Source organism: Enterobacter sp. A103, from assembly GCF_034427535.1.
In the GTDB taxonomy this organism is placed as follows: domain Bacteria; phylum Pseudomonadota; class Gammaproteobacteria; order Enterobacterales; family Enterobacteriaceae; genus Enterobacter; species Enterobacter asburiae_B.
This window is the reverse complement of record NZ_JAXQPQ010000004.1, coordinates 287741-307355: the sequence shown is the minus strand read 5'-3', so window position 1 is coordinate 307355 and position 19615 is coordinate 287741. Positions and strand designations below refer to the sequence as shown.

General features: G+C 56.0%; 12 protein-coding genes. 4 read left to right on the top strand and 8 right to left on the bottom strand.

Annotation, left to right across the window (positions count from 1 at the left end; genetic code table 11):
• Nucleotides 1–121 precede the first annotated feature (121 nt).
• The gene (locus SPH27_RS14060; protein WP_182071310.1) at nucleotides 122–1411 is read left to right on the top strand and encodes a SulP family inorganic anion transporter; all 1290 of its coding nucleotides are present in this window, start codon (nucleotides 122–124) and stop codon (nucleotides 1409–1411) included.
• Here the strand turns inward: SPH27_RS14060 and mgtE are convergent.
• The 6 genes from mgtE to SPH27_RS14030 form a co-directional block, all read right to left on the bottom strand.
• Nucleotides 1374–2810 carry a magnesium transporter gene (gene mgtE, locus SPH27_RS14055; RefSeq protein WP_021241530.1) on the bottom strand — a complete coding sequence of 479 codons (1437 nt, stop codon included), beginning with the start codon at nucleotides 2808–2810 and terminating at the stop codon, nucleotides 1374–1376. The genes SPH27_RS14060 and mgtE overlap by 38 nt on opposite strands.
• A gap of 148 nt (nucleotides 2811–2958) precedes the next feature.
• Entirely contained in the window at nucleotides 2959–4602 is a 1644-nt protein-coding gene (locus SPH27_RS14050) for a multidrug ABC transporter permease/ATP-binding protein (protein WP_182071311.1), read from the bottom strand.
• Between the two features lie 69 nt (nucleotides 4603–4671).
• Nucleotides 4672–5328 (bottom strand): DNA oxidative demethylase AlkB, encoded by a 657-nt coding sequence (gene alkB, locus SPH27_RS14045; protein WP_182071312.1) that lies wholly within the window; start codon nucleotides 5326–5328, stop codon nucleotides 4672–4674.
• Nucleotides 5328–6386, bottom strand: a complete 1059-nt coding sequence (ada, locus tag SPH27_RS14040; RefSeq protein ID WP_182071313.1) for a bifunctional DNA-binding transcriptional regulator/O6-methylguanine-DNA methyltransferase Ada — start codon at nucleotides 6384–6386, stop codon at nucleotides 5328–5330. Before ada ends, alkB begins: the two co-directional genes overlap by 1 nt.
• Nucleotides 6387–6458: 72 nt before the next feature.
• The gene (gene apbE, locus SPH27_RS14035) at nucleotides 6459–7514 is read right to left on the bottom strand and encodes an FAD:protein FMN transferase ApbE (RefSeq protein ID WP_033146056.1); all 1056 of its coding nucleotides are present in this window, start codon (nucleotides 7512–7514) and stop codon (nucleotides 6459–6461) included.
• A gap of 114 nt (nucleotides 7515–7628) precedes the next feature.
• Nucleotides 7629–8741 carry a porin OmpC gene (locus SPH27_RS14030; protein ID WP_047060579.1) on the bottom strand — a complete coding sequence of 371 codons (1113 nt, stop codon included), beginning with the start codon at nucleotides 8739–8741 and terminating at the stop codon, nucleotides 7629–7631.
• A 743-nt stretch (nucleotides 8742–9484) separates the two neighbouring features.
• On the opposite strand from SPH27_RS14030, the gene rcsD reads away from it, so the two are divergent.
• A complete protein-coding gene (gene rcsD, locus SPH27_RS14025) occupies nucleotides 9485–12157 on the top strand; it encodes a phosphotransferase RcsD (RefSeq protein ID WP_322435698.1) in 2673 nt (890 codons plus the stop codon).
• Between the two features lie 16 nt (nucleotides 12158–12173).
• Nucleotides 12174–12824, top strand: a complete 651-nt coding sequence (gene rcsB / locus SPH27_RS14020; protein ID WP_003859405.1) for a response regulator transcription factor RcsB — start codon at nucleotides 12174–12176, stop codon at nucleotides 12822–12824.
• 89 nt (nucleotides 12825–12913) lie between these two features.
• On the opposite strand, the gene rcsC is transcribed toward rcsB, so the two are convergent.
• Together rcsC and gyrA are read right to left on the bottom strand one after the other, a co-directional pair.
• Entirely contained in the window at nucleotides 12914–15760 is a 2847-nt protein-coding gene (rcsC, locus tag SPH27_RS14015) for a two-component system sensor histidine kinase RcsC (protein ID WP_182071315.1), read from the bottom strand.
• 135 nt (nucleotides 15761–15895) lie between these two features.
• Nucleotides 15896–18532, bottom strand: a complete 2637-nt coding sequence (gyrA, locus tag SPH27_RS14010) for a DNA topoisomerase (ATP-hydrolyzing) subunit A (protein WP_039263204.1) — start codon at nucleotides 18530–18532, stop codon at nucleotides 15896–15898.
• A gap of 146 nt (nucleotides 18533–18678) precedes the next feature.
• Here gyrA and ubiG point away from each other — a divergent pair, with 146 nt between their 5' ends.
• Entirely contained in the window at nucleotides 18679–19407 is a 729-nt protein-coding gene (gene ubiG, locus SPH27_RS14005; protein ID WP_048980024.1) for a bifunctional 2-polyprenyl-6-hydroxyphenol methylase/3-demethylubiquinol 3-O-methyltransferase UbiG, read from the top strand.
• The last annotated feature ends 208 nt before the right edge of the window (nucleotides 19408–19615 follow it).

Genomic DNA, 19615 nt, shown 5'->3' with positions numbered 1-19615 from the left:
CGGTAACAACTTTTAAATATTGTTTAAAGGTTACGAAATTATTGTAATTGTGAAATTTAATGATGGATTGTTTGTGAGGAATTATCGATGCGTCTGGTAAAGCGCGGTTTTACTGGATAGTATGTTGCGTTTTGCGATCGCGCGCACGGAAGCCTGCCCTAACCAGCGAACTGTTATGTCCCTACCCCATTCTGCTGTATCTCCCGAAGACCGCGTAGCCAACGTGCTGCGTTCCCCAAAGCGGCTGACGCGTGAAACGCTGGCAGGCGTGATTACCGCCCTGGCGCTGATCCCCGAGGTTATCTCATTTTCGGTGGTGGCGGGCGTTGACCCGAAGGTCAGCCTGATCGCCTCCGTGGTGCTGTGTCTTGCCCTGTCTGTACTCGGTGGTCGCCCGGCGATGGTCACGGCTGCGGCCGGTTCCGTGGCGCTGGTCATTGGCCCGATGGTGCATCAGCACGGCGTACAGTACATTCTTCCCGCCGTGCTGATGGCGGGCGTAATTCAGATTCTGTTTGGCGTGCTGGGCATGGCAAGACTGATGCGCTTTATCCCCCAGTCGGTCATGACCGGATTTGTTAACGCCCTAGGCATTTTGATCTTCTTCGCTCAGGTGCCGCATTTCTGGAGCCGAAGCCCGATGATTGTGGGCCTGTTCATCCTGACGCTGCTGATCGTGCTGTGGGTGCCGCGCTATATCAAAAGCATCCCTTCCCCGCTGATTGCGATTGTTGTGCTTACCTTGTTCACCGTTTCAACCGGTCAAACCCTGCCGACCGTGGGCGATGAAGGCTCCATGAGCGGCGGTTTACCGGGTCTTACCGAGCTGCTGGTCCCGCTCAATGTGCAGACGCTGAGCATTATCTGGCCGTGCGCGCTGAGCATCGCGTTTGTCGGCCTGCTGGAATCCCTGCTGACGGCAAAGCTGGTGGATGAGCTGACCTCGACACCGTCAGGTAAACGCCGCGAAAGCATTGGACTAGGCGTCGGCAATATTCTGGCCGGATTTTATGGCGGGATTGCAGGCTGCGCGATGATCGGACAAACCATCGTCAACGTGGAGATGGGGAAAGGTCGAAGCCGCATTTCAACCTTTGCGGCGGGCATCGTGCTGCTGATCCTGGTGACGGCGCTCAGCGACGTGATGGCCAACATCCCGATGGCGGTGCTGGCGGGTATTATGGCGATTGTCGCCGTCAAAACCTTCAGCTGGCACAGCCTTCAGCCAGCCACGGTGAAAACGGCCCCGATAGCAGAAACGGTCGTCATGCTGGTCACCGTTGCCGCCACGGTATCAACCGGCAATCTGGCGATTGGCGTGCTGGGCGGGATTATCGTCATGGCACTCCTCCCCGCCCGCATTAAGCGTCGGGCTACAGAAGAAAAATCGTCGCCAGCCCAAGAAAAATAAAGAAACCGCCGGTATCGGTGATGGCGGTGATCATCACGCTCGACCCCACCGCGGGGTCGCGCCCCAGTTTGGTCATCGTCAGCGGGATAATGACCCCCATCATTGATGCCACCAGCAGGTTCAGCACCATCGCCAGCATCATCACGCCGCCCAGGGCCATATCGTCGTACAGCCACCAGGTGATGCCGCCCATAATGCCGCCCCACACCAGGCCGTTGATCAGCGCCACGCCCATCTCCCTGAAGATCAGAAAGGCGAAGTTACCGGGCTGAATGTTTTCCAGCGCCAGGGCGCGGACGATCATGGTGATGGTCTGGTTTCCGGTGTTGCCGCCGATTCCGGCCACAATCGGCATCAGCGAGGCCAGCGCCACCAGCTGAGAAATGGTGTGTTCAAAACCGTCGATCACGCGGGAGGCGATAAACGCGGTACACAGGTTAATGGCCAGCCACGCCCAGCGCGTTTTCACCGCCTTGCCGACGGAGGCATGGACGTCATCTTCGGCGCTGATCCCCCCGAGCGCGCGCAGGTCGTTGTCGGTTTCTTCGTAGACCACGTCAACGATCTCATCGATGGTCAGACGCCCCATCAGTTTGCCGACGGAATCCACGACGGCGGCACTCACCAGGTCGTCACGCTCGAAGGTACGCGCCGCTTTCTCCGCGTCGTCTTCCGGGGAGAAGACCATCGGCTCGTTTTCCATCACCTCGCTCACCTTCCGCTGGGTGCTGTTGAGCAGGATGGTTTTCAGCTCCAGCTCGCCAAGCAGGGTTTTATCCCGGGAGGTAACAAAGAGTTTATCGGTGTTGTCCGGCATTTTGCCCAGGCGACGCAGATAGCGCTGCACGGTACCGAGCGTGACGTCCGGTCGCACCGTGATAACGCCGAACTCCATGATCGCGCCGACGCTGTTTTTCTCGTAGTGCATCACCTGACGCACGCGCGCGCGTTCATCGGCAGGCAGCGACGCCAGCAGGCGACCGGTCAGGTTTCGCGGCAGGTGCTGAACGAGGTAAATCTGCTCGTCGATATCCAGGGTTTGCAGAGCGTCGAGAATATCCCGGTCGCTCATCTCGTCGATCAGGTCGTCCCAGACGTTTTCGGAGGCCTCAAGCAGCACCTGCCCGCGCTCGTGATCCTGCACCAGACGCCACAGGGCGTGGCGCTCTTCCGAGGGAAGCGCCTCAAGGGTATCCGCCAGATCCGGCGGGGGTAAATGAGCAACCAGCGCACCTACCTCAGCAATATCGTCGGCCAGGGTGCCGACATCATATTGCTCAGCCAGGGTGAGTTTGCCTAAAAGCGTAGAAGTGACCGCTTTATCGGTCGTGAGAAGCCAGATGAGTCGCGCGCGCTCCTGGTCACGCTGTCTGGCGCTGTTTTTCTTTAATACCGACATCAATCATAAATCCATTAAATGAGTTGGGGTTAAGCATAGCGCGGGGATATGTAAATAAGAATAAACAACGCGGCGGGATGGAGAAAAAAGCGGCATCGCGGCCACGATTTATCCCCTCTCCCAGTGGGAGAGGGCTAGGGTAAGGGCATCAGGCCGTGCGCGCTACCGCGTCACGCGATGCCGCATCGCGCTCTTCACCGGTCAGCTCGCTCAGCTTGCCGTCACGCATCTCCAGCAGACGGTCAGCATGAATGAAGTAGTGATCGTCGTGGCTGATGGCGAAAATGGTTTTGCCCATCTCCTGCATCAGCGGCAGCAGCACCTGATAAAACTCGCGGCGGAAATGCGGGTCCTGATCCGCAGCCCACTCGTCCAGCAGGATGATGTCACGCTCTTCCGCCAGCGCCAGCAGCAGCGCCACGCGCTTTTTCTGCCCTTTGGAAAGCTTCAGGTTGAGGATCTTCCCGTCCTGTAACTCCAGCTTGTGCGACATCTGCAGCTGCGCCAGCCATTTTTCCACCAGCGCAGGATTGGCCGGTTGCCCTTCCGGCCCCAGCAGCCGATCGAACAGCCAGACGTCGGTGAACACCGCCGAGAAAAGCTTGCGGTAATCCTCGGGCTTCTCCGCGCTCAGCGCCCTGCCATCCAGCAAAATCTCGCCCGACTGCGGCTGATAGAGTCCGGTCAGCAGCATCGCCAGCGTAGATTTACCGCTGCCGTTGCCGCCGATGAGGAACAGCAGTTCACCGCGGCGGAGCGTCAGGTTGACCGGCCCCACGGAGAAGGCGCTGTCCTGATAGCGAAACGTGACGTTACGCAGCTCCAGCGTCTGCCAGTTCGGGAAGGCCTGCGGACGCGGGAATTCGGCTTTAAACGGCGCGAGATCGAATTTTTTGAGCTTATTAAAGGCCACCTGCGCACTCAGCAGGGTGGGCAACGCACCGACCGCCGAGAGCAGCGGCGTGCGTAAAAACAGCAGCGTCAGCGAGTAGGTTGCCGCTACGTTAGTGTCCGCCCAGCCCAGGCCGTTCGCCATCCAGAATACCAGGCCAATGGCACCCAGCATCATGATGTTTGACCAGTTCACCGCGCTCAGGTGGAAGGTGTCGGCGCGAATAATATGATGACGGTATTCGCGCGCGTCCGGGATATAGAGATGATTAAAGATATGCTCGGCGCGTTCGCGGTTCAGGGTGAGCTCTTTGCGCCCTTCCAGCACCGTCTGGTAATCGTTGTAGAGCTTATCTTCGGTTTCGCGCAGCACCGCCATGTGTTTATAGACGCGCGACACCAGCATAAAGCCGCCCCAGATGGTAATGGCAATCCACAGGGCGGTCACCGCCAGCATTTTGCTGGAGAGCCAGGCGAGATAGGCAGCCGAGCCAAAGGTCAGAACGATCCCCTGCACCAGCTCCGGCAGCCGAACGAACGCGATGGTGATGGCGCGCACGTCGCTGGTCAGCCCCGCCAGCAGGGATGCGCTGCCGAGCTGCTCAACGCGCTCAACCTGAGTATCGAGGATCCGCTTGATAAACTCACTGCGCAAACGGAATACGAAATGGTGCCCGAGCGCGGTCAGCGCCAGCTGGGAACCGAGCGTAACCGCCATCAACAGGAGCAGCAGGCCGAGAAACTCCGGCAGAACGGAGAGCGAGGTATCGACCATTTCAATCAACCGCACGTTAATAAACGCGATCAGGCCAATACCCAGCGCGGCGCTGGCGAGGCTTAACGCCATTACTGCAATGAAGGGCCAGCGATACTGACGCCAGACGAGGAGAAGTAGTTGCATGCAGGCAATCCGGACAATAAAAATCAGCCAGCAGTGTAAACTGCCCTGCGTGTACATCAAGAATAATTCTTATTTTAGTTTACCGTGCCCCGCCTGACGGAAGGTCAGGTTATAACGGTACTCGCCCGTGAGCGGGTGAACCCCGGGTTTCAGCGGCTGAATGCCGTGATAATACAGCCGCGACTCCCTGCCCCACACCACCACATCGCCATGTTCCAGCATGATGCGCTTGAGCGGGTCGTTGCGGCGTAATCCCCCAAACTGGAAGACGGCATGCAAACCTAACGATACCGAGACGATAGGCGCGCGCAGATCGGGTTCATCCTTGTCCTGATGCAGCGAGAGCTTCGCGCCAACGGCGTAGCGGTTGATCAGGCAGGCATCCGGCCGGAAGTCAGGATACTGCGCTGCTACGGCGGCCTCGTGGCAGAGAGCCTGAAAAACCGCGGGCATCGGGGGCCACGGCTGGCCGGTAGCGGGATCGTTCGGGGCATACAGATAGCCCCGCTCGTTCGTCGCCCAGCCCAGTTCCCCGCAGTTGGCCATGGCTACTGACATGGTGTAGCCGCCCGGCGTCACCATATGGCGAAACGGCGAAACCGCCGTCACCTCGTCGATACCGGCCAGCAGCGCCGCCGCACGGGAGAGCGCAAAGCGGCGCAGGATCACAGCTCCCGGCGCAAGCGGCTCCTGCCAGGGTTCAGCATCCGCAAAAAGATCGAGCATTATCCCTCCTGGCGTTTCGCCTCTCGTTTCAGTAATAGCGCTTTTCGCGCCGTCCCCCAACGGTAACCCGACAGCGCGCCGTCGTTACGAACCACGCGATGACAGGGGATCACAATCGCCAGCGTGTTTGCCGCACAGGCTCCGGCAACGGCGCGTACCGCACTGGGCTGGCCAATCGCCTGCGCCACCTGCTGGTAACTTGCCGTTTCGCCGCAGGGAATGTTGCGAAGGGCCTGCCAGACGCGCTGCTGGAACGCGGTTCCGCGAATATCCAGCGGCAGCGCAAGCGGTACGTCGCGATTATCAATACTGGCAATCACCTGCTGGACCCGCTGCGCGAAATCCTCTTCCAGCGGCGCATGCGCTGCTTTTGGAAATTGCGCGGCAAGCTCTTCGGCTAATTCATCATCGCTGTCACCCAGCAGGATCGCGCAGATCCCCCGCTCGCTTTCTGCCACCAGACAGCGTCCTAACGAACAGTCGCTGATGGCATAACGCACTGCCGCATCCCCTTTGCGGTACTGCTTCGCCGTCATACCCAGCGCATCGTTGGCTTTACGATAATAGCTGCTGCTGTCGGGAAACCCAGCTGCCAGCACGGCGTCGGTAATTTTGTCTCCCTGTGCAAGCGCGGTGCGCAGGCGCTGGCCTCGCGCCGCCTGCTGCCAGGCTTTTGGCGTCATGCCGGTCACGGACTTAAACAGACGGTGGAAATGGAAAGGGCTCATGGCGACCTGCTGCGCCAGCCCCTCAAGGGTCAGCGTGGGATCCTGCTCCAGAAGACGGCAGGCGTGTTCCACTTTCGCCAGCTTCTGCTCCTGCGGATCGCGTTTGTCCGGCATGCAGCGCTTGCACGGGCGAAACCCTGCCTGTACGGCATGGTGGGCATCGGGATAAAAGCGGACGTTTTTACGCAGCGCGTGGCGGGCACGGCATGACGGACGGCAGAAAATTCCCGTCGTCTGCACGGCGAAGACAAACCGCTCGTCAGCGCGCGGATCGCGGGCCAGCACGGCCTGCCAGCGATCCTCATCGGTAATAAAGGTCGGGTTTCTCATTATCGGCTCCTCATGTAAGCATACATAGAGCGTGCCTGAGCGCCAGTGATAAAAAACCCGCAACCTTGCTTTTTAATTTTTGTCGTGCACCAGGAAACTCTTGAACTGCGGCGAGCTCCAGGTTTTGAACCCATCGCCCTCTTTGGTGATCATATAAACCGCCAGCCCTTCCTGACGAACCACCTCTTTGGCTTTTTCCGGGCCGAGAACCATTAATCCGGTATCCCAGGCATCCGCTTCCAGCGCGGTGGGGGCGATGACCGTCACCGAGACCAGGTTATGCGTGATGGGACGCCCGGTCTGCGGATCGATAACATGCGAAATACGCTTCCCGTCAAGCTCGTAATAGTTACGATAGCTTCCGGAAGTACTGATGCCGTGACCGTTGATATCCACTATCGCCTGCACGGCATTTTGCCGATCGGTCGGTTTTTGAATCGCTACGCGCCACGGCTTATCGCTGGCGTTCATCCCCCGGCTGACTAACGCGCCGCCCACGGAGACCAGATAACGGGAAATGCCTTCTTGGGCCATCAGCGCAGCAAGATGATCCGCCGCATAGCCTTCCCCAACCGTCGACAGATCGACAAACAGATCGGGGATATCTTTTTGCAGGTACTGTTGCCCGTACTGATTGATCACCGTCAGATGCTGCAGCCCTGTCCGGGCGCGGGCGTCATCAATGGCCGCCTGTTCAGGCGTGGTCATCGGCTGTTTGTTAGGGCCAAATCCCCAGAGGTTCACCAGAGGTCCGACGGTCACATCCATCGCCCCGTTGGTTTTGTAACCCACGCGTATGGATTCGGTCACGATATCGGCCATCGCTTCGCTCACCGGCCACAGGGAGGTACTGGTGGAGAGATTAAAGCGCATCAGCGCCGAATCATTTTTATAGGTTGAGAGCAGCTGATCGTCGGCATCCAGCTGAGACTGGATTTTGCCGCGAAGTTCATCTGTGCGCGTTTTATCGAGGTTCATCACGCTGACGCGCCAGAAGGTGCCCATCGTTTTGCCTTCGAGCACCGTCGCGGCGGGTGCGTCGGTTTTCGCCACGGGAGTGGGATCGTTACACGCGGTCAGGAAAAAAAGCATAGCCAGAAAGCTGGCGCGTAAAAAAGTCATGTCCATTCATTATTATCCTCATGCCAGGGCGGCAAGAGTACACCAAAACGGGTGAGTTGTGAGAATCCGGGAAGCACAAAAAAGGGGCCATCAGGCCCCTTACGTCACACGGTGAAGCGATTAGAACTGGTAAACCAGGCCCAGCGCGACGATATCGTCAGTACCGATACCCGCCTGACGGGTGAATTCATTTTCATCAACCAGGTTGATTTTGTAATCCACGTAGGTGGACATGTTTTTGTTGAAGTAGTAAGTCGCACCAACATCAACATATTTCAGCAGATCCTGATCGCCGTAACCTTCGATGTCTTTCCCTTTAGACTGCAGGTAAGCCACGGATGGACGCAGGCCGAAGTCGAACTGGTACTGAGCAACCACTTCGAAGTTCTGCGCTTTGTTAGCGAAGCCGTAAGCGGTAGTCGGGCTGCTGCCGTTAGAGGTACCGAAACGGGTTGCGTTGTAGGTCTGGGAGTACTGCGCTGCCAGATAGATGTTGTTGGCATCGTATTTCAGGCCGCCAGAATAGACTTCTGCGTTATCGCCATGACCGTAAACGCTTGCGCCGTTCTGATCGGCGGTACGTTTGGAGGAGGACATTGCGCCGCCCACGCTGAAACCTTCACCCAGGTTATAGGTCACGGATGCACCGTAGCCGTCGCCGTTCTGTTTCAGCAGGCTACGGCCACCTACGTTTTCACCGCTTACGCTGCCGTTTTTACCCTGATACTGCAGGGCAAAGTTCAGACCATCCACCAGACCGAAGAAGTCCTGGTTACGGTAGGTCGCTACGCCGTTAGCACGGGACTGCAGGAAGTTGTCTGCGCCGTAGGTATCGCCGCCAAATTCTGGCAGAACGTCAGTCCAGGAGGTTACGTCGTAGATTACGCCGTAGTTACGACCGTAATCGAAAGAACCCGCGTCACCGAATTTCAGACCCGCGAACGCCACACGCGTCCAGGCATCGTTTTCGCTTTCGGAGGTGTTGCCCTGGATCTGGTATTCCCACTGGCCGTAACCGGTCAGCTGATCGTTAACCTGAGTTTCGCCTTTGAAGCCAAGACGCATGTAGGTCTGGTCGCCGTCAGCACCCTTGTCGTCAGAGAAATAGTGCAGACCATCGACTTTGCCGTACAGATCTAATTTGTTGCCATCTTTGTTATAAATTTCGGCCGCATTTGCTGCGCCTGCCACCAGGAGTGCTGGTACCAGGAGGGACAGTACTTTAACTTTCATTTTATTAACCCTCTGTTATATGCCTTATAATTGCCACTGCTTACTGGTTAACCCTCATTAACCAGTCGGCAATTTCATTCTCCTCAAAATTACAGAATAATCCAATGCGAATATGATACGAAAACTTTGAAGATGTTTCATTTATCTATCAACATGTTTCAAAATGTAAATATCAAGGAACTTTTACAAAGCACAAATAGCTTAGAAAATTAGCACTTATAATCAAGCGAAAAAATCACCCCATAAACATCAGTAAGTTACAATAAAATCCGTTACAGCACTGAATGACAAAACAAGATCGCAGCTAATCTCTAAAATAACTCTCGCTATCATCATTAACTTTATTTATTACCGTCATTCAGTTTTGAATGTCTGTTTATCCCTAATTGAACCGGATGCTTCGCATTCGGTTTTTTTTTACCTTTCTTTACGTAACTTCTCTTTTTTTGTGCTACCGCACCGTAATTGTAACGACTATTAACTAAATTCTCTTCGGGTATTCTTCGAAGTCCATAAATTGGTACAAGACTTAATTTCTTGTTAATTCGTGCTATTTATTGACGGCGTGGGTCGATTATTTGTACGCGCATGGCGAGTTTGTACATGTTTTCTGCACTCCCTGCCGCCGATATTGTCCGGAGAAAAAGTCGCCTCTTCCCGGACAGTCGCGCTGGAAATTCAGTTATTACCCTTTATACTGCCCTATCGCCACAGAGCACGACCATAACGGGTTAAAGATATCAATGAGTCAGACTGAAACTACCGCCCCGAGCAAATTCTCCCTTCTCCCCGGGAGCATCACCCGTTTCTTTCTTCTTTTGATCGTTGTGCTGTTAGTCACCATGGGGGTGATGGTACAAAGCGCGGTTAACGCCTGGCTGAAGGATAAGAGCTATCAGGTCGTGGATATCACCCACGCCGTGCACAAGCGCATAGACACCTGGCGCTACGCCACCTGGCAGATTTACGACAATATCGCGGCTGCCCCGACCTCCTCGTCCGGAGATGGACTTCAGGAGACGCGGCTTAAGCAGGATGTCTATTATCTCGAAAAACCGCAGCGTAAGACCGAGGCCCTTATCTTTGGCTCTCACGACAGCGCGACGCTTGAGATGACGCAGCGTATTTCGACCTACCTGGATACCCTCTGGGGTGCCGAAACGGTGCAGTGGTCGATGTACTATCTGAACGGTCAGGATAACAGCATGATCCTGATCTCTACGCTGCCGTTAAAAGATCTCTCGTCCGGCTTTAAAGAAACAACCGTGGGCAGCATCGTCGATTCCCGCCGGGCAGAGATGCTGCAGCAGGCGAACGCCCTTGATGAACGTGAGAGCTTCTCTTCCCTGCGTCGTCTGGCCTGGCAAAACGGCCATTATTTTACCCTGCGCACCACGTTCAACCAGCCAGGGCATCTGGCGACGGTGGTGGCCTTCGATTTACCGATTAATGATTTAATTCCGCCGGATATGCCGCTCGACAGCTTCCGCCTGGAGCCAGACAGCAGCACCCAAAACATGCGTGCGGCGTCCGACAAAGAGGCCGCAGAGAGCGTATCGATCTCCTTTAACGGCTCGAAAATCGAAATTGCCTCATCGCTGAACTCGACCGACATGCGTCTGGTGTGGCAGGTGCCGTTTGGCACGCTGTTGCTCGACACCCTGCAAAATATTCTGCTGCCTCTGCTGCTGAATATCGGTCTGCTGGCGCTGGCCCTGTTTGGCTACAGCACCTTCCGTTTCCAGACGGGGCGTCAGAGCGACGCCTCTGCGGTTCCGGCCGGCACCAGCAATGAGCTGCGCGTATTACGTGCACTGAATGAAGAAATTGTTTCCGTGCTGCCGCTTGGGGTCTTAGTTCACGACCAGGAGGCGAATCGTACGGTGATGAGCAACAAAATTGCCGACCATCTGCTGCCGCATCTTAACCTGCAGAACATCACCACCATGGCGGATCAACACCAGGGGGTGATTCAGGCCACCATCAACAATGAACTGTACGAGATCCGTCAGTTCCGCAGCCAGGTGGCTCCCCGCACGCAAATCTTCATTATTCGCGACCAGGATCGCGAAGTGCTGGTCAATAAGAAGCTCAAGCAGGCGCAAAGGCTGTATGAGAAAAACCAGCAGGGGCGCGCCGCATTTATGCAGAACATTGGCGATGCCTTCAAGCAGCCGTTAAAAACGCTGGCGACCCAGGCGGCGGCGCTAAACACCTCTGAAAGCCACCAGCTTGCCTGCCAGGCCGATTCGCTGGTCAGAATGGTTGATGAGATCCAGCTGGCGAACATGCTGGAGAATGATTTCTGGAAGGGAACGCCAGCCCTCTTCTCCATTCAGGATTTGATCGATGAAGTGGTGCCGGAAGTGCTGCCCGTCATCAAGCGCAAAGGGCTGCAGCTGCTGATCAATAACAATCTCCCTGCGAATGACGAACGCCACGGCGATCGCGAAGCGCTGCGCCGCATTCTGCTGATGATTATTCAGTACGCCGTGACCACCACGCAGATCGGCAAGATCACCCTTGAAGTCAGCACCGAGGAGTCAGCAGAAGACCGTCTGACGTTCCGCATCCTGGACACCGGGGAAGGCGTCACAACGAGTGAAATTGATAATCTGCACTTCCCGTTCCTGAATGACACGCAGAGCGATCGCTACGGCAAGGCCAATGCCCTGACCTTCTGGCTGTGCGATCAGCTGGCGCGTAAGCTCGGCGGCCACCTGAATATCAAAGCCCGTGAATCCCTCGGCACCCGCTATTCTCTGCACGTGAAAATGGCGGCCAATCCGCAGGAAGAAGATGAGGAACGTCTGCTGGATGACGTCGTGGTGATGGTCGACGTGACCTCGAACGAGATCCGCAATATTGTCGTTCGTCAGTTAGAAAACTGGGGAGCGGCCTGCATCACGCCGGATGAAAGACTTGCAAGTCAAGAATTTGATCTGTTTTTAACTGATAATCCGTCTAATCTTACTGCCTCCGGCTTGCTTTTAAGCGATGATGAGTCAGGCGTGCGGAAAATCGGCCCTGGCCAGCTGCGCGTCAACTTTAATATAAGCAATGCGATGCAGGAAGCTGTACTACAACTAATAGAAGAGCAGCTGGCGCAGGAAGAGATAACGGAGTCACCGTTGGGCGGCAATGAAAATGCCGAGCTTCACGCCAGCGGATACTATTCACTCTTTGTTGATACAGTACCAGATGATGTTAAGCGGTTGTATACTGAGTCCGCTGCGAATGATTTTGCAGCGCTGGCACAGACAGCACACCGGCTTAAAGGGGTGTTTGCCATGCTTAATCTGGTTCCCGGCAAGCAGTTATGTGAAACGCTGGAACATCTAATTCGTGAGAAAGATGCCTCTGGCATTGAAAAATACATCAGCGACATTGACGCCTACGTCAAAAGCTTGCTGTAGCAAGGTAGCCTTATACATGAACAATATGAACGTAATTATTGCCGATGACCATCCGATTGTACTGTTCGGTATTCGCAAATCACTTGAACAGATCGAGTGGGTGAATGTAGTCGGTGAATTTGAAGACTCTACAGCACTGATCAATAACCTCCCAAAGCTTGATGCGCACGTGCTCATTACCGATCTCTCCATGCCTGGGGACAAATACGGTGATGGGATCACGCTCATCAAATACATTAAGCGTCACTTCCCGGATATCTCGATCATTGTTCTGACCATGAACAACAACCCGGCGATCCTGAGCGCGGTGTTGGATCTGGACATCGAAGGGATTGTGCTGAAACAGGGCGCCCCGACCGATCTGCCAAAAGCGCTCGCTGCGCTGCAGAAAGGCAAGAAGTTCACGCCTGAGAGCGTCTCTCGTCTGCTGGAAAAAATCAGCGCGGGTGGCTACGGTGACAAACGCCTGTCCCCGAAAGAGAGTGAAGTTCTGCGCCTGTTCGCAGAAGGTTTCCTGGTAACCGAGATTGCCAAGAAGCTGAACCGCAGCATTAAAACCATCAGCAGCCAGAAGAAATCAGCGATGATGAAGCTGGGCGTGGACAACGATATTGCTCTGCTGAACTATCTCTCCTCCGTTACGCTGAGCGCAACGGACAAGGATTGACCCGGACGGGTGTCTGGCCTGATGCCCTCACCCCGTCCCTCTCCCGCGGGGAGGGGGTGAAAAAACGAAAAGGCCCTTACGGGCCTTTTTTATATTCTGGTTTTTCTCACGCGATCCGCATAAATCGACAACGTCTGCTTCAGCACGTCCAGCGTCACCGGTTTCGACAGACAGCTGTCCATGCCTGACTCCAGACAACGCTGTTTCTCTTCCGCCAGCGCGTTCGCCGTTACGCCCACCACCGGCAGCGTCAGGCCCAGCTGTCGGATGCGCTGCGTCAGACGGTAGCCGTCCATGTTTGGCATGTTGACGTCGCTAAGCACGATATCAATATGATTTTTACTCAGCACATTCAGCGCATCCACGCCGTCATTGGCGGTTTTGCACTGGTAGCCCAGCGATCCAAGCTGGTCAGCCAGCAGGCGACGGTTAATCGGATGGTCATCCACCACCAGAATCATCATATCGTCATTCACCGACGCCAGAGACTCCGGTGACGGCAATCCGCCCGTGCCGTCGCGCTCTTCCAGCTCCACTTTGTAGATGCGCGCCAGCAGGCTCAACAGCTCGTGCGGCGTTGCAACACTGTGTACCCATTCCCCGGGCGCACGCTCGACAGGAATGCCGATGTGGCGACGGCAGAAGAGCACTGCCCCTCTCCCCTGCCACGGCTGCTCCGGCATCTCGTCGGCAATCAGCACATCGTCCACATCCGGTGTTTGACCTTCATAGAGACACACCCTCACGCCGCTGTGGGCAAGCAGCGCCGTCAGGTAGTCATTCAGCGAGGCGTTATGCACCGCCAGCCAGCAGCGCTTGTCGCTCAGACCGTCCAACGTCGCTTTTGCCGGATACTGCGCCGAATAGAGCGGAATACGGATGGTGAACTGGCTGCCCATGCCGGGCTCGGTATCCACAGAGATATCGCCGTCCATCATGCTGACGAGCTTCTCACAAATCGCCAGCCCCAGTCCGGTGCCCTGGAAGTTACGCTGCACGCCGGTCCCGACCTGGAAGAACGGGTCGAACAGGCGGACCACTTCCTTCGCCGGGATGCCGACGCCCGTGTCGCGCACGCGAATGCTCAGGTAATCCCCCGCCCGGCAGACGTGCAACACGATACAGCCAACGTCGGTGAATTTGATGGCGTTGCTGAGCAGGTTAGAAATGACCTGCTGCAGGCGCATCGGATCGCCGTGCAGCGTCAGCGGCACGTCAGGTTCAATAAAGCAGTAGAGCCCCAGCTGTTTACGCACCACCAGCGGCAGATAGTTGGCGCTGATGTGGTTCATCACCTCGCGCGGCGAGAACTCCCGCGGTTCGATTTTCAGCTGCTCAGACTCAATTTTAGAGAAGTCGAGAATATCGCTGATGATTTTCAGCAGCAGGCTGGAGGAGTTGTTCATTGCCGTCACCAGCCTGTCGACCCCTTTCGGCAACTCTTTGGTCTGCAGCAGGTCGAGGTTACCGATGATCCCGTACAGCGGCGTTCGCAGCTCGTGGCTGACGGTGGCAAGGAACATGGATTTCGACTGGCTGGCCTGCTCCGCGGCCTGCGCCATCTCCTGCAACGACTCTTCCATCTTCACGCGCGCGGAGACATCCACCAGCACGCAAATCGCCACGTTTTCATTGCGATAGCGGGAATGCACAAAGCTGATCTGCAGGTTGGTGTGCGTGCTGGTGAGCACGTCGACAAAGTTAACCTGCTGACCGCAGATAATTTGCGTCAGCCTCTGGCGGTCCTCGTGCGTCAGCATGTTCAGGTAGTTATGCGCCAGCTCGTTACTCAGGATGTTGGTTCCGTCCTGGGTACGCAGAATGCAGATCCCCACCGGCGCCGACGCGACAATCTTCCGGTTAAACTGCTCGTGTTCCTCCAGCCGCTGGGCGTCGCTTTCGGCCGGAATAAAGATTTTCCGCTCATACATGCGCGCCAGGGTAAACAGCGCCCCGCCCGCGATCAGGTTCAGCAGAATCGCATTCATGATGAGAATACGTATCCGCTCAAGCACCATGTCCACCGGCAGCGAATAGACAATACTCAGCGACGAAGGCGGCAGGCTCTTCTTCAGCACCAGCTCGCGGAAGCCCGAGGTATAGCCAAACCACGACCGCTCCTGCATCCAGTGCGGTTCGACGTTTAACCGGTTATCCGGCCCGGCGAGTGAGATCAGCTGATGACCGTTTTCATCCAGAATGGTCACCCCCATAGGCAGGCTGCCCGGAGTGAAAAAGTTTTCCATGCGAATGGTCTGCTCAATCCCCAGCAGCGCCTGCAGGCGATTGCCCAGATACACCGGCGTCAGGGCGTAGAAATAGCCCACGCCCGGTCGCGGGCCCTGGCTAACCCAGAAGATGTTATTCCCGCGCTCGTCCTGCGGCGCATTGCGGTATTTCACAATACGTTCATGCAGGCTTTTCAGCGCATCGTCACGCTCAACGGGCACGTCGCGCAGGCCAAAGTCAGCCATGCAGAGATTTTCACTACCAATCAGGAATACGCGGTTCAGGTCATAGGCGGCGGAGAAATTGTCGCGCCAGTAGCGCATAAACCAGGCAAGGGATTCCAGCGACCCGCGCCAGGTATTGCTCATGGTGGAGCAATCGGAATCCGGGAACAGCGGCTGGAAGTCCGGGACTTCGGTTTTGTCGTTACGCCCGCGAAGCGCAAGAATGCCGTTTTCCGCCGTCAGACGATTTTCGGCAATATACTTCAGCTCCTTCATCACGTCAGACGTTCGCTGAATGTAGCGCTGGGCCTGGTCGGAGCTTAAGTTAAACTCCTGGCGGATCTCCGCTTCTTTCTGGTGTAGCGCGTTAACGATGTAAAACACCGAGAACAAGGCCACCAGCAGCCAAAGCAAGAGCGCCAGCGCCCGAAACAGATAGCGAGAAACTTTCAGCGTAGTACGAAAGGAGACGAGGTATTTCAAGGGGGCGAGGCTCCGCCGTCGGGGTCAAAAGAATGTGGTTAAGGTAGCGGTAAACGCGCCAGGTCGCAACGTTGACTTATCTGCTTGTGCAAAAGAAAAGGGCCGGAATCCGGCCCTTTTTTGCATCAGGAGACATTACTCGTCAGCGTCATCCGCTACGTCATCGTCGGTGTCGGCTTCCGGCGCGATATCATCATCGCCTTCCGCAACGCTACCGTCGATGGAATCGAGCTCTTCGTCATCCACCGGCTCAGCAACGCGCTGCAGACCCACCACGTTTTCATCTTCCGCTGTACGGATGAGGATCACGCCCTGGGTGTTACGCCCCACCACGCTGATCTCAGAGACGCGGGTACGCACCAGCGTACCGGCATCGGTGATCATCATGATCTGATCGGCATCGTCTACCTGCACCGCGCCCACAACGGAACCGTTGCGCTCGGTCACTTTGATAGAGATAACGCCCTGCGTGCCGCGAGACTTGGTTGGGTATTCCCCTTCCGCCGTACGTTTACCGTAACCATTCTGCGTCACGGTCAGGATAGCCCCTTCACCGCGCGGAATAATCAGAGAAACAACGCTGTCTTCGCCAGCCAGTTTGATACCACGAACGCCCGTAGCGGTACGACCCATTGCACGAACGGCGTTCTCTTTAAAGCGCACCACTTTACCGGCCGCAGAGAACAGCATCACCTCATCAGAACCGGAGGTCAGATCCACACCGATCAGCTCGTCGCCTTCGTTCAGGTTCACCGCGATGATCCCGGCGGAACGTGGGCGGCTGAACTCGGTCAGCGCGGTTTTCTTCACGGTACCGCTGGCGGTCGCCATAAAGACGTTCACACCCTCTTCGTACTCGCGTACCGGCAGGATGGCGGTGATACGTTCATTCGCTTCCAGCGGCAGCAGGTTAACGATTGGACGGCCACGCGCGCCACGGCTCGCTTCCGGCAGCTGATAGACTTTCATCCAGTACAGACGACCGCGGCTGGAGAAGCAGAGGATCGTGTCATGGGTGTTCGCCACCAGCAGGCGGTCAATAAAGTCTTCTTCTTTAATGCGTGCCGCAGATTTACCTTTACCGCCACGACGCTGTGCTTCGTAGTCGGTCAGCGGCTGATACTTCACATAGCCCTGGTGAGACAGGGTGACCACCACGTCTTCGCGGTTGATCAGATCTTCAATGTTGATATCAGAGCTGTTCGCGGTGATTTCGGTGCGGCGCGCATCGCCGAACTGATCGCGGACCAGCTCCAGCTCTTCACGGATCACTTCCATCAGACGCTCTGCGCTGCCCAGGATATGCAGCAGTTCAGCAATCTGTTCCAGCAGCTCTTTGTATTCGTCGAGCAGTTTCTCGTGCTCAAGGCCGGTCAGTTTCTGCAGACGCAGATCCAGAATCGCCTGAGCCTGCTGTTCAGTCAGGTAATACTGACCGTCACGCACGCCGAACTCAGGTTCCAGCCACTCAGGACGCGCTGCGTCATCGCCCGCACGTTCCAGCATCGCGGCGACGTTACCCAGATCCCACGGACGGGAAATCAGGGCGGCTTTCGCCTCCGCCGGGGTTGGCGCACGACGGATCAGTTCGATGATCGGGTCGATGTTGGCCAGCGCAACCGCCAGCGCTTCAAGGATGTGCGCACGGTCGCGCGCTTTGCGCAGTTCGAAGATGGTACGACGGGTCACCACTTCACGGCGGTGACGCACGAACGCGCTCAGTATCTCTTTCAGGTTCATGATCTTCGGCTGACCATGGTGCAGCGCAACCATGTTGATACCGAAGGAAACCTGAAGCTGAGTCTGGGAGTACAGGTTGTTCAGCACAACCTCACCCACCGCGTCGCGTTTGATCTCAATCACAATGCGCATACCGTCTTTGTCAGACTCGTCACGCAGCGCGCTGATGCCTTCAACGCGTTTTTCTTTTACCAGCTCGGCGATTTTTTCAATCAGACGCGCTTTGTTCACCTGATACGGGATCTCGTGAACAATGATGGTTTCACGGCCGGTTTTAGCGTCCGCTTCAACTTCGGCGCGGGCACGGATGTAAATCTTGCCGCGGCCGGTGCGGTACGCTTCTTCAATACCGCGACGACCGTTGATAATCGCCGCCGTTGGGAAGTCCGGACCCGGGATGTGTTCCATCAGCCCTTCAATGCTGATGTCTTCATCGTCGATATAGGCCAGGCAGCCGTTGATCACTTCGGTGATATTGTGCGGCGGAATGTTGGTTGCCATACCGACCGCGATACCGGACGAACCGTTAACCAGCAGGTTCGGGATCTTGGTTGGCATCACATCTGGGATGCGCTCGGTGCCGTCGTAGTTATCGACGAAATCAACGGTCTCTTTTTCCAGGTCGGCCATCAGCTCATGAGCGATTTTCGACATACGGATTTCCGTATAACGCATCGCCGCAGCGGAGTCGCCGTCGACTGAACCAAAGTTACCCTGACCATCTACCAGCATGTAACGCAAGGAGAATGGCTGCGCCATACGAACGATGGTGTCATACACGGCGGTATCACCATGCGGGTGATATTTACCGATGACGTCACCGACGACGCGGGCAGATTTTTTATAGGCTTTATTCCAGTCATTGCCCAATACGTTCATGGCGTATAGTACGCGACGGTGTACCGGCTTAAGGCCATCGCGGACGTCCGGCAGCGCACGGCCAACAATGACCGACATCGCATAGTCCAGATAGGAGCTCTTCAGCTCTTCCTCGATGTTAACCGGTGTAATTTCTCTCGCAAGGTCGCTCATCTAACCGCTATCCCTCTACTGTATCCCGGATTCAAAGGTCGCAAATTATAACACAGCCGAGGTGATTGAGGTAAACCTATACGCTTTATTCACGGGGATTGCCTGATATACTCCTTTGTCTTGCTAAATAAGGAGTAAAAGCGCCCATGAATGCCGAAAAATCCCCGGTGGTTCACAACGTTGACCACGAAGAGATTGCCAAATTTGAAGCGGTGGCGTCCCGCTGGTGGGATCTCGAAGGTGAGTTCAAACCGCTGCATCGCATTAACCCGCTGCGTCTGGGCTATATCGCGGAGCGTTCCGGCGGTCTGTTCGGTAAGAAAGTGCTCGACGTCGGCTGCGGCGGCGGCATCCTGGCTGAGAGCATGGCGCGCGAAGGGGCGAATGTTACGGGCCTGGATATGGGCTTTGAACCGCTGCAGGTTGCCCGCCTTCACGCGCTGGAGTCCGGCATACAGGTGGAATACGTGCAGGAAACCGTGGAAGAGCACGCGGCAAAACACGCCCATCAGTACGATGTAGTGACCTGCATGGAGATGCTGGAGCACGTTCCCGATCCGCAGTCGGTGGTGCACGCCTGTGCAAAACTGGTGAAACCGGGCGGCCAGGTCTTCTTCTCAACCATCAACCGTAACGGTAAAGCCTGGCTGATGGCCGTTGTCGGCGCGGAGTATGTGCTGCGCATGGTGCCGAAAGGGACGCACGACGTGAAGAAATTCATCAAGCCTGCGGAACTGTTAGGCTGGGTTGACCAGACGTGGCTCAAAGAGCAGCACATCACCGGCCTGCACTACAATCCGTTGACCGATAAATTCAAGCTCGCACCGGGCGTAGATGTTAACTATATGTTGCATACCACCGCCAAAAACGACTAACGTCATTCGTTATTCTTATAAAGATTGCGCGACATCATGTTGCGCAATTCTGACCTCTCGTTGAAGAAATCAGCACTCGATCAAATTTTGAATTTTTTTTCTTAATTATTGACATGTCTTCCAGGCCTTACGGTACGAGGACTTAGCCTTTTTTACCCTTTCACAACCTCAATTTAACGCCAAAATCAACCCTTGTGCTGAAAAGATT

Coding starts and splice junctions, on each gene's coding strand:
- rcsD (WP_322435698.1), top strand. CDS start 9,485: ATGAGTCAGACTGAAACTACCGCCCCGAGCAAATTCTCCCTTCTCCCC.
- apbE (WP_033146056.1), bottom strand. CDS start 7,514: ATGGACATGACTTTTTTACGCGCCAGCTTTCTGGCTATGCTTTTTTTC.
- rcsB (WP_003859405.1), top strand. CDS start 12,174: ATGAACAATATGAACGTAATTATTGCCGATGACCATCCGATTGTACTG.
- mgtE (WP_021241530.1), bottom strand. CDS start 2,810: ATGTCGGTATTAAAGAAAAACAGCGCCAGACAGCGTGACCAGGAGCGC.
- SPH27_RS14030 (WP_047060579.1), bottom strand. CDS start 8,741: ATGAAAGTTAAAGTACTGTCCCTCCTGGTACCAGCACTCCTGGTGGCA.
- ada (WP_182071313.1), bottom strand. CDS start 6,386: ATGAGAAACCCGACCTTTATTACCGATGAGGATCGCTGGCAGGCCGTG.
- SPH27_RS14060 (WP_182071310.1), top strand. CDS start 122: ATGTTGCGTTTTGCGATCGCGCGCACGGAAGCCTGCCCTAACCAGCGA.
- gyrA (WP_039263204.1), bottom strand. CDS start 18,532: ATGAGCGACCTTGCGAGAGAAATTACACCGGTTAACATCGAGGAAGAG.
- alkB (WP_182071312.1), bottom strand. CDS start 5,328: ATGCTCGATCTTTTTGCGGATGCTGAACCCTGGCAGGAGCCGCTTGCG.
- ubiG (WP_048980024.1), top strand. CDS start 18,679: ATGAATGCCGAAAAATCCCCGGTGGTTCACAACGTTGACCACGAAGAG.
- SPH27_RS14050 (WP_182071311.1), bottom strand. CDS start 4,602: ATGCAACTACTTCTCCTCGTCTGGCGTCAGTATCGCTGGCCCTTCATT.